The sequence below is a fragment of the Desulfuromusa ferrireducens genome (assembly GCF_055389805.1).
In genome coordinates, this window is sequence record NZ_AP042415.1 from 3074572 (window position 1) to 3084382 (window position 9811).

Annotated in this window: 11 protein-coding genes; 7 read left to right on the forward strand and 4 right to left on the reverse strand. The window is 53.9% G+C overall.

What is annotated here, in order from left to right; genetic code table 11:
* Positions 1-72 precede the first annotated feature (72 nt).
* The 6 genes from ACZ5PT_RS13795 to ACZ5PT_RS13820 are packed head-to-tail and all read left to right on the forward strand — an operon-like array spanning position 73 to position 6097.
* Positions 73-885, forward strand: a complete 813-nt coding sequence (locus ACZ5PT_RS13795; RefSeq protein ID WP_464263614.1) for an electron transfer flavoprotein subunit beta/FixA family protein — start codon at positions 73-75, stop codon at positions 883-885.
* Between the two features lie 32 nt (positions 886-917).
* A complete protein-coding gene (locus tag ACZ5PT_RS13800) occupies positions 918-2249 on the forward strand; it encodes an FAD-binding protein (RefSeq protein ID WP_464263615.1) in 1332 nt (443 codons plus the stop codon).
* 48 nt (positions 2250-2297) lie between these two features.
* A complete protein-coding gene (locus ACZ5PT_RS13805) occupies positions 2298-4295 on the forward strand; it encodes a (Fe-S)-binding protein (protein WP_464263616.1) in 1998 nt (665 codons plus the stop codon).
* Between the two features lie 52 nt (positions 4296-4347).
* Complete coding sequence (locus tag ACZ5PT_RS13810) at positions 4348-4629, forward strand: DUF4242 domain-containing protein (protein WP_464263617.1); 282 nt, start codon at positions 4348-4350, stop codon at positions 4627-4629.
* A gap of 37 nt (positions 4630-4666) precedes the next feature.
* Complete coding sequence (gene moaA / locus ACZ5PT_RS13815; protein WP_464263618.1) at positions 4667-5644, forward strand: GTP 3',8-cyclase MoaA; 978 nt, start codon at positions 4667-4669, stop codon at positions 5642-5644.
* A gap of 18 nt (positions 5645-5662) precedes the next feature.
* A complete protein-coding gene (locus ACZ5PT_RS13820) occupies positions 5663-6097 on the forward strand; it encodes an MOSC domain-containing protein (RefSeq protein ID WP_464263619.1) in 435 nt (144 codons plus the stop codon).
* 87 nt (positions 6098-6184) lie between these two features.
* On the opposite strand, the gene ACZ5PT_RS13825 is transcribed toward ACZ5PT_RS13820, so the two are convergent.
* Positions 6185-6550 carry a hypothetical protein gene (locus ACZ5PT_RS13825; protein ID WP_464263620.1) on the reverse strand — a complete coding sequence of 122 codons (366 nt, stop codon included), beginning with the start codon at positions 6548-6550 and terminating at the stop codon, positions 6185-6187.
* A gap of 268 nt (positions 6551-6818) precedes the next feature.
* Between ACZ5PT_RS13825 and ACZ5PT_RS13830 the strand changes: the two genes are divergently transcribed.
* Positions 6819-7427, forward strand: coding sequence for a hypothetical protein (locus ACZ5PT_RS13830; RefSeq protein ID WP_464263621.1), 609 nt, complete (start codon positions 6819-6821; stop codon positions 7425-7427).
* A 6-nt stretch (positions 7428-7433) separates the two neighbouring features.
* Here ACZ5PT_RS13830 and ACZ5PT_RS13835 read toward each other — a convergent pair whose 3' ends face one another.
* The 3 genes from ACZ5PT_RS13835 to ACZ5PT_RS13845 all read right to left on the reverse strand — a co-directional run bounded on the left by ACZ5PT_RS13835 (position 7434) and on the right by ACZ5PT_RS13845 (position 9678).
* Positions 7434-8384 carry an IS1595 family transposase gene (locus tag ACZ5PT_RS13835; protein WP_464263457.1) on the reverse strand — a complete coding sequence of 317 codons (951 nt, stop codon included), beginning with the start codon at positions 8382-8384 and terminating at the stop codon, positions 7434-7436.
* Positions 8385-8625: 241 nt separating this feature from the next.
* A complete protein-coding gene (locus ACZ5PT_RS13840; protein ID WP_464263622.1) occupies positions 8626-8820 on the reverse strand; it encodes a hypothetical protein in 195 nt (64 codons plus the stop codon).
* Between the two features lie 36 nt (positions 8821-8856).
* The gene (locus ACZ5PT_RS13845; RefSeq protein ID WP_464263623.1) at positions 8857-9678 is read right to left on the reverse strand and encodes a sulfide/dihydroorotate dehydrogenase-like FAD/NAD-binding protein; all 822 of its coding nucleotides are present in this window, start codon (positions 9676-9678) and stop codon (positions 8857-8859) included.
* Between the last annotated feature and the right edge of the window lie 133 nt (positions 9679-9811).

The window sequence follows — 9811 nt, forward strand, 5'->3', positions numbered from 1 at the left end:
AGATCTCGCTCCACCCCGCTGGCTTTCAGAACCGAAGAATTCCGAATAACCTTTCGAAGGGACATTGATTTCATGCTGGTCATCTCTTGTATCAAGCAGGTTCCTGACACCACTCAGGTGCAGATCGACCCGGTTACCAACACTCTGATTCGCGATGGCATCCCGTTCATCATGAATCCCTACGACACCCACGCTCTCGAAGAAAGTCTGCGGCTGCGCGACCAGTACGCGGTGCGCAGTGTTGCGCTGTCGATGGGTCCACCGAATGCCGAAGCGACGCTGCGCAAGGCCTGCGCGCTGGGGGTCGATGACGCTATTTTGCTTTCGGATCGTTGTTTCGGCGGCGCCGACACCCTGGCCACCAGTTGCGTGCTCTCGGCTGCCATCGATCTACTGGCCAAAACCGACGAACTGGCGATTGTCTTCTGCGGCAAGCAGACTATCGATGGCGATACCGCCCAGGTTGGTCCTGGTATCGCCTCGCGGCTCGGCCTGCATCAGCTCACCCTGGTCGATCGGATTGAACATCTCGATCTGCAGCGCAAAATGATCCGTGTCCGGCGTAAGCTGGAAGGGCGTTATGAGATCGTCGAAGCGCCGCTGCCGGTGACGATAACCGTGGTCCGTGAAATCAACCAACCACGCTACCCGACCGTGCCGATGCGGCTGGCGGCCGAAGATGCCGAGGTGACAACCTGGGACAACAGCGTCCTGCAGCTGAATGTCGAGACCATCGGCCTGAAGGGCTCGCCGACCTGGGTCAGTAAAATATTCTCTCCGCAGCGCGATCAGGGCGAGATCATTGGTGATGGCATCAACGACCCGCAAGGCACGGCGCAACTGCTCATCGACAAACTTTTATCCAAGGATCTTTTGGCGGTTTAACCGCCCAGAAACTCTGTAAGGATTTTATTGCTATGCAAGAGACAAAAGTTAAAAAGCCACGGGGCGTGGCTCGTTGTATCGAGGGGAAATGTGTTGCTTGCGGTGAACGCTGCGCCAGCGCCTGTCCGGTTGACGGCATCCGCATCAACGACGCGGGTGAACTGCTCTCCATCGATGAGGAAAAATGTGTCGGCTGCGACAAGTGCGTCAAGGTCTGTGCGGTTGGTGCCCTGGAGATGTTTTATACCCCGGAGCAAGTCGAGCAGCTCAGACTCTGGGAAGCACAGAAAAATGGTGTTGAAGAGTTAACTCCCGAAGAGGCTGCCCTGCGCGCAAGGCTCGCCCAGTATAAAGGGGTCTGGGTCTTTATCGAACAATATCAAGGCGAGATCGCCAAGGTCTCCTGGGAACTGCTCGGCAGCGGCCGGGAGCTCGCGGATAAGCTCGGTGTTGAGCTTTCAGCGGTGATTATCGGCCAGGATATTGAAGCGGTTCGGAGTGAAGCTTACGCTTACGGCGCCGACGCGGCGATTACGCTGGATGCTGCCGTCTATGCCGACTATCGGACCGAGCCCTTTACCGACGCCCTTTGTTTCCTGATTGATAAACACAAACCAGAGATCATCCTGATGGGCGCGACAGGTCAAGGTCGCGATCTAGCCGGCTCGGTGGCGACCGTGGTCGGTACCGGGCTGACCGCCGACTGTACCGGACTGGCGATCGATGCCCATGGCAACCTGGCGCAGACGCGACCAGCCTTTGGTGGCAACATCATGGCGACCATCATGTGCGACCGCTTCCGGCCGCAGATGTCGACTGTCAGGCCGCAGGTGATGCAGGTTCCGGCCTATGTTGCCGGTCGTAGTGGCAAGGTGACGCGGGAATCGTTTGCTCCGAGTGAAGAGAGCATTCTGGTCAAGGTGCTGGAGGTGCTTACGGATCAGGGGGGCAAGGATCAGGTCGACATCGCCGGCGCCGAGATTATCGTCTCGGGTGGCCGTGGCATGATGAATAAAGATAATTTTTCTCTCCTCCAGGAGTTGGCTGACGAGCTTGGCGCGGTGGTTGGCGCTTCGCGTAGCGCGGTTGATGCCGGCTGGAAACCGCAAAGTCGTCAGGTCGGTCAAACCGGCAAGACGGTGCGGCCGATGATTTACATCGCCTGTGGTATTTCCGGTGCCATTCAACACATGGTCGGCATGCAGGACTCAGACGTAATTATCGCCATCAACCGTGATCCCGAGGCATCCATTTTTCAAGTGGCCACCTACGGCATTGTCGGCGATCTGTTTCAGGTGGTGCCGGCGTTGACTCAGGGAATCCGCGCGCTGAAAGAGCAACGTCGAAGCGACCACGCCGCGTAACACTTTGTCGCTGCTAACGTTTTATATCCAGGAGTAATGAGATACGTCATGTCGATCAATCAAACTATATATATCCCCCTGTTGGCTGTTTCGCTGCTGTGCTTCTGTTTCAGCTGCTACCAGCGGTTGGAATTAATCTCTCTGGGGACTGCTGAACAGCGCAACGACCGGTCTGGAACTCGTTTTATGCGCATGCTCAGCTATGCTTTCGCCCAGAAGCGGGTCATCCAGCGCCCCTTTGGCGTTAACCACTCGCTGCTGTTCTGGGCCTTTTTGCTGCTGGTGCTAGCCAACGCTGAGTTTCTGCTGGAGGGTCTGTTCCCCTCAGTCTCTTTGGCGCTGTTGCCGGCTTTTTTGCATCAAAGCCTGGCGTTTGTTTTTGATGCCGTTTCACTGCTGACTCTGGCCTGCGTCATCTTTGCTTTTTCCCGTCGGCTGTTCTTTGCGCCCGACTATCTGGGTAACGATTATACGTCACCTCGGAGCGGCGAAGCCTTGCTGATTCTGAGTATGATCGCCACGCTGATGCTGGCTTTCTTCTTTCTGCACGGGGCGCAGATTGCCCTCGGCGCTGACCATGCCGCGCGGCCGATATCGGCTCTGTTTGGTAAGCTGCTTGCTGGCATTTCCTCTTCCGCTCTCGAATCCCTGGCGCTGGGCGCCTGGTGGCTGCATGCCGTGGTGCTGCTGGTGTTTATGAACCTGTTGCCGCGCAGTAAGCACATGCACATTTTGACCGCCATCCCCAATACCTATCTGTCCAGTCTGGAAAAACCGAATACCCAGCCACGGGAAGAGTTTGCCAAAGGCAAGCGCTTTGGCGTCAGTGTCGTTGAGCAGTTTTCCTGGAAGGATCTGCTCGACAGCATGACCTGCACCGAGTGTGGTCGCTGTCAGGATCTGTGTCCGGCGCACACTACCGGCAAGCCGCTCAATCCCCGGCGGATCGTTCACGATATCAAGGTCAATCTGCTGCACAATGGTCCGGCGCTGAAAAACGGCCAGACCGGGAATCTGCCGCTGATCGCCGCAGAGCAGGCCGAAGGCAGCAGTTGCGTCGAAGCCTTGTGGGACTGCACTACCTGCGGCTCCTGCGTCAGCGTCTGTCCGGTGTTGATCGAGCAGATGCCGAAGATCGTCAAAATGCGCCGGCATCTGGTACAGGAGAAGGCCGAATTCCCAGAAGAGCTGCTCAACCTGTTCGAGAATATGGAGCAGCGCAGCAACCCCTGGGGCATCGCTCCTTCGGAGCGGACCAAGTGGAGTACTCAGCTCGGCGAGCGCCCCTTCGAAGCAGGAACAACCGAAGTGCTGTTCTTTGTCGGCTGTGCCGGCAGTTTCGATAACCGCGCCAAACATGTTTCCGTCGCTCTGGCGACGATCCTCGATGCTGCCGGGGTCAGCTGGGGGATGCTCGGCAAAGAAGAGCTGTGCTGCGGCGATAGCTTGCGGCGGCTCGGCAATGAGTATGTCTTTGATAAAATGGCCAAAGAGAACGTTGCGCAGTTTAAGGAAAAAGGCGTCAAGAAAATTGTTACTGCCTGTCCGCACTGCTTCAGTACCCTGAAAAATGACTACCGCCAGTACGGTCTGGAAATCGAGGTACTGCATCACAGTGAGCTGATCAGCGACTTGCTGAAAGAAGGCAAGCTCAAACTGCCACGGGTTGATCAGGGCAAGTTGCTGTTTCACGACTCTTGCTACCTGGGCCGCCACAATGATACCTACGAAGCTCCACGCGAAGTGCTCAAAAGTGCTACCGGCAGCGCACCTGTCGAGTTCGAGCGCAGCCGTGAGAGTGGGTTCTGCTGTGGTGCCGGTGGTGGTCGGATGTGGTTGGAGGAACTGACTGGCGAGCGGATCAATCGCACGCGGGTCAAAGAAGCGCTGACGCACGAGCCGGATACCCTCTGTGTTTCCTGCCCCTACTGCATGACGATGATGGAGGATGGGCTCAAAGATGAGGGCGCTGAGACGACCCGGGTCAAGGATATCGCTGAAATTGTTGCGGAGGCATTGAAAAGCAACAGGTGCAAAGCGTTGTAGCTTCAATTTATACCAATCCGTAAATGTTCTTATAGCGAAAGGAAGTCCTGACATGCCCAAGTACATTATCGAACGCGAAATCCCCGGAGCGGGTCATCTCAAACCTGCTGAGCTGCAGAGCATTTCACTGAAATCTCGTTGCATCCTCGGCGAAATGGGCCCTAAGATTCAGTGGGTTGAAAGTTACCTGACCGCCAACAAACTCTATTGCGTCTATATTGCCAACAGCGAAGAAGCGGTCCGCGAACACGCTCGGAAGGGAGAATTCCCCGCCAACAGTGTTGCGGAGATTCGGCGGATGATCGACCCGACCACTGCGGAAGCTTGTATTTAAAGTCGCGGCCCTGTGGCAGCTGTGAACTGGAGGTCCAATGTCCTTGATCGATACCTTTGGGCGAAAAATAAACTATCTGCGGCTTTCCGTGACCGATCGCTGTAATTTGCGTTGCAGCTATTGCATGCCGGCAGAAGGGGTGGTCAAGCGGCCGCATCGTGAAATACTGCGATTCGAAGAGCTGTACCGCATTGCCAGCGTGGCGACCGAGATGGGGATAGAAAAAATCCGCATCACTGGTGGCGAACCGCTGGTGCGAAAAGGCATCATCGAATTTCTCGCTCGGCTGTCAAGCTTGCCCCTGCTCAAGGAACTGGTGCTGACCACCAACGGTACGCTGTTGCCTGAGATGGCTGACGATCTTCATGCTGCTGGTGTCAAGCGGCTGAATATCAGTCTCGATTCGCTTCAGGCCGAAACCTTTGCCCGGATCACCCGTCAGGGGCGGCTTTCTACCGTTTTGGCGGGCATCGAGGCGGCGGGTTACGCCGGGTTGCCGGTAAAAATAAACACTGTGGTGATGCGGGGAGTGAATGACAGCGAAATTCTCGATTTCATCCGCATGACCTTGGATCAAGCGCTGAGTGTGCGTTTTATCGAATATATGCCGGTGATCAAGGCGCCAGAATGGCAGTCGCTGGTGATGACTGGGCCGCAGATTCTCGAGGTGATCACTAGGGCTCACCGGGTCGAGCAGATCGAGGCCGGTCGCAGCTGCGGCCCGGCGAAGATGTTTCGTGTTAAAGATGCCTCCGGAAGCTTCGGTTTGATCACGCCATTATCCGGCCATTTCTGCGAACAATGCAATCGGATCAGGATTTCAGCTGACGGTCATGCGAGTAGCTGCCTGTTTTCTGATGACAGAATGGATTTGCGCTCTGCCCTGGACAGTGGGAAGGATGCCGCCCTGGTTTCTGAACTTAGAGCGATGATCGGTGGTAAACCGGATCGTCATCATTTATCAACAGTAGAGGCCCCGCATGTTCCCTTTGCGATGTCGAATATCGGGGGTTAAATGGAAAGGACGTCTGTTATGAAAGCTCAGGTTGTTGCTGTCTGTACCAGTGAAAATAAAGGTGAACGCAAAACTCCTGTTGGCAGTGTGCAGTTTAAAGAGCAGCACGGGATTACCGACGATGCCCATGCCGGCCCCTGGCACCGGCAGGTCAGTCTTCTGGCCATGGAAAGCATTGATAAAATGACAGCTCTCGGGCTTGAGGTTGGCCCTGGGGACTTCGCCGAAAATATCACCACCAGCGGCATTGATCTTGTCTCGCTGCCGCTCGGCACCCGCTTGAACGTCGGTTCGACCCTTGTCGAGGTAACGCAGATTGGCAAAGAATGTCATAACCGTTGTGCCATCTATTATCAGGCCGGGGATTGCGTTATGCCGAAGGAGGGTATTTTTGTTAAGGTGCTGGCCGGGGGGCCGGTTGAGCCTGGTTTCCCGATATCGGTACTGCAGTAAACGGCTGAAGGATAGAGCCCCCGACCTCCTGCCACAGGGCAGGGGATCGGAGGTTTCTACTCAGGGACAGGCAAGGGGTGTTCTAAACTAAGCCTTTTCAAACCTGAAAAAATCTGATTCGCTGTAATCATAGAGCTCGACGTTGTCGTCATTGACTATTCCGCTGAAGTGGGACGTACTGGCATGATCATAGCCATCGAACAGTTTTCCGTAAACAGACAGGCAAACATGATGCCCTTTGTCCGCGTCGACGATGCAATGGTTGATGCCGTCGATACTCTTGTTTGCGGTACAGCCCTTTTGGAATGGTTCTTTCTGCAACTTAAGTCCGGTTCCATTTTTATCGATCGGTATTGACTCTTCCCGGTCTTTGTCCCAAACAGAAGAGGTGTCCCAATCAGCGCCTAATCGTCCGGCACAGTATGCTATGTAGGCCTGGGTTTCCTTTCTCATCATTTCCTCCCTTTCGTTGTTTGTTCGCACCCGCCCTGATTCTTTTCGCAGCCTCGCCGCTGGTAATTTGTTTTCCGCCTGTTTTACAGCCAGTTAGAAAAAAGACATTTGCTGCGCAATGTAGATATGACATACTGTATACGGTAAATAATGAGATAACAAGTTGAGGCGGGCTGTCTTCAGCCAGTTAAACGGACCGCCGAAAAGAGCTTCCAGCGAGTGATCTCGTACTTTTGGTAGCCTTCTTTCTGGCTTAAAAAAGCAGACAATGAATCCAGAGCAAAGCAGACATATTTGTTGTCCCGGATGTGGGGCAAGGGAAGGCTACCGGCTTGGTGATGGCAGGAAGAAGTGTCGGCGTTGCGGAAAAAAATACTCCAGCCGACTGTTTCGAAGTCGACTTGCGGCTAAAACTCTCAAACAGATTGCTCTTTATTACTGGCTGGCTGTACCGATCGCAACCGTTGCCCGGGATCTCCACCTGGATCCGAAAACCGTGCGCCGTCACAATGAACTGATCCAGCAGGGGATAAAACGCTATGCACGTTCGCAGTGTCGTTTGTCATCGGAAGGTCGTCGGCAGGAGGGCCTTTCGCTGTTGGTCGCTGCCGAAACCGCGAGGGTTGAGTTTGGTCCGCAGGTGCCCCCCCAGGACAGCGCTGACGGATCGTTGGGCTACTTCTGGTGGTATTCGGAAATAATGTGCTTTGAGGCACCCTTGGGGGAAGTTGTCTGCCAGGTTTTTCTGGCCAACGAGGTAAGGCAACAGGAGCGCAGCCACTGGCGGGGTGATCTTGTAAAACTGGCGAAGATCATGCAAGGGCTTTGTCGCAGGAAAAAACCTCGCACGGCAATGTTACGCCAACTATTTACCTGATTAGCGCTAATCTTCAGCCAGTCGCAACCAAGTCTCTGTCCTTGGGCTAGTCTGGCAGCCAGCAAAGAGAAGGCGCGGTAGAATACTGGCTAAATCAAAGCGCCGGTTGAATCGATACTGAACTTCGGACAAGTACCGATGGGCATACTTGTCGAATTTGAAACCGTGGTAATTACCATCAATAGAAGTCTTGATATTGCCCAAGATCGTATTGACCCAATGAAAGCAGCCCATGTCGATGCTTTTTCGCTGGGTGCCGACGACTTCACGTTGATGTGTGCAACCAGCCGCCTCAACGGCTCGAAAACAAGCCAGACCATCTGAAACGACTGTTGCGGACGCTTTTAAAAACTGCTGAGCCCATGCTTTTACTTCAGCGCTACTGAATGCTTTAACGGGGGTAAAGACGGCTCGTTTAGGGTGACCTTGGGAGTTCGTCTCTATAGCCGCTATAAAGGGGAACTTGTTTTCTGAACCCCGCCCGACCTTGCCTCCAGTGCGTTCACCACCCAGGTAGGCATCGTCAATTTCAACGCGATCTGCAAGCACTGTTGTGTCTTCGCGCTCATGCATAACTTGCATTAGCTTGTGCTTCAGGCGCCAGGCTGTGCGGTAACTGACGCCGATCCGCCGCATAAGCTCCAGTGTCGAGATACTGGTTTTGGTCTGCGTCAAAAAGAACAGCGCCTGAAACCAGATGGACAGCGGCAGCTTAGTCGCGTGAAAAATCGTTCCGCTGGTCAAGGTCACCTGCTTATGACAGCGGTTACATTGAAAGGTTTTGACCCGGCCATGCCAGACGTTGCAATGGCTGCTGCTTTGGCAGCATGGACAAGTAAAGCCTTGTGGCCAGCGAGCTTTTTCAAGCGCAGCCTCACATTGCTCGTCGGTTCTGTAACGACTTAGAAACTGGTTAAGGCTCAGGCCAGCTTGAAACTGAATACGATTCATCTTCATGGACGCCTCCTTTGCGTGTTGTCCATGTGATGATACACAGTTAGCCTGTCAGGCTATGTCACTCACTGGCTGAAGCTCGACACTAATCAGGACTATTTATGATTGAGGCTGTATTCCGCTTCAACCATCGCAGCAATCCCGGCGTGACGGCGATCCTTTATGACTTTCTAAAAAACCGACCGGCTTAACCTGCAAGGAACTTCATTGCCTGGCATCGCCGGTTCGGATCAGTCCTTAAATATTACCCGCAGGCATATTCGCTTTTGCCTGCACCCTGACGGCGGGCTTTATTTTCAGCGAAGTCGAGACAGTTGCGCACCAGTTGGGTGATGCTGACTCCGTCCTTATGGGCGCGTTGCTTAAGCATGATCATCTCGTTGTCGTCGACCCGGCAAGAAATAATAAACTTCTTCGAATTTTCTTTCTTTTTAGCCATGGGAAATCTCCTCTTGTTGTTTTATGTGTGAAAAAATCAGATGCCGTACTGGTGGCAGACTTCTTCGTGCGTTTTATACATCGTTGAAGGTTTGGACAGACTGTCAAAATCAACCAGATGTCCGTTGAATTCGGGACCGTCAACGCCGGTAAATTTCATTTCGGTGCCGATCTGGACTTGGCAGCCACCGTAGATACTGGTGCCATCAATCATGATCGGGTTGAGACTGACGACCGTGGGAAGGTCATGATAGTGGGTCAGTTCAGAGACTTCTCGCATCATCGGAACTGGGCCTGCGGCAAAAACCCTGCACGGCCTGGATTCCGGGTTTCTGATCAGGGTATCGAGTTCATTGGTAACAAGGCCCTTGGTGCCGATACTGCCGTCGCTGGTGGTGATATGCACCGCATGGCAGAATTCGGAGAGTTCAGCGGCGAGGATGATCAGTGAACTGGTCCGTCCGCCGATGATTGTGGTTACTTCATTCCCGGCCGCGACCAGAGCCTTGGCCATCGGATAGAGCACCGCGGTGCCGACACCGCTACTGACACAAACGACGCGTCCCCACTTTTCGATTTCGGTCGGTAATCCCAGTGGGCCAGTTACCTCCGTAAAAAAACTCCCCACCGGGACAGTGACGATCATTTGCGTGGAGGCGCTGATCGTTTGTACGAATAAGGAAATGGTTCCCTGTTCGCTATCGGCATCGCCAATTGTCAGCGGGATTCGTTTATCTCCCGCCCTGTTACGGGCAAGAACAAACTGTCCGGCCTTGCACTTCTCTGCAATTTCAGGAGCCTTGACCACGAGGCGATGTAGACTGGGAGCGATAAGATCATTCCTCAGGACGGGAAACATGTATACCTCGCAAATATCTGCTAAAAGAAACTTTTCTCATCCACTAGCGAATTGTATGCCATCTTTCGAAAACCCGTAAACGGCAAGTTTTCATAGACGAAATAGATTCTATCTGTGGTTTTGAGGTGGTGGC

Coding starts and splice junctions, on each gene's coding strand:
- ACZ5PT_RS13835 (WP_464263457.1), bottom strand. CDS start 8,384: ATGAAGATGAATCGTATTCAGTTTCAAGCTGGCCTGAGCCTTAACCAG.
- ACZ5PT_RS13840 (WP_464263622.1), bottom strand. CDS start 8,820: ATGGCTAAAAAGAAAGAAAATTCGAAGAAGTTTATTATTTCTTGCCGG.
- ACZ5PT_RS13820 (WP_464263619.1), top strand. CDS start 5,663: ATGAAAGCTCAGGTTGTTGCTGTCTGTACCAGTGAAAATAAAGGTGAA.
- ACZ5PT_RS13825 (WP_464263620.1), bottom strand. CDS start 6,550: ATGAGAAAGGAAACCCAGGCCTACATAGCATACTGTGCCGGACGATTA.
- ACZ5PT_RS13810 (WP_464263617.1), top strand. CDS start 4,348: ATGCCCAAGTACATTATCGAACGCGAAATCCCCGGAGCGGGTCATCTC.
- ACZ5PT_RS13830 (WP_464263621.1), top strand. CDS start 6,819: ATGAATCCAGAGCAAAGCAGACATATTTGTTGTCCCGGATGTGGGGCA.
- ACZ5PT_RS13795 (WP_464263614.1), top strand. CDS start 73: ATGCTGGTCATCTCTTGTATCAAGCAGGTTCCTGACACCACTCAGGTG.
- ACZ5PT_RS13845 (WP_464263623.1), bottom strand. CDS start 9,678: ATGTTTCCCGTCCTGAGGAATGATCTTATCGCTCCCAGTCTACATCGC.
- ACZ5PT_RS13800 (WP_464263615.1), top strand. CDS start 918: ATGCAAGAGACAAAAGTTAAAAAGCCACGGGGCGTGGCTCGTTGTATC.
- ACZ5PT_RS13805 (WP_464263616.1), top strand. CDS start 2,298: ATGTCGATCAATCAAACTATATATATCCCCCTGTTGGCTGTTTCGCTG.
- moaA (WP_464263618.1), top strand. CDS start 4,667: ATGTCCTTGATCGATACCTTTGGGCGAAAAATAAACTATCTGCGGCTT.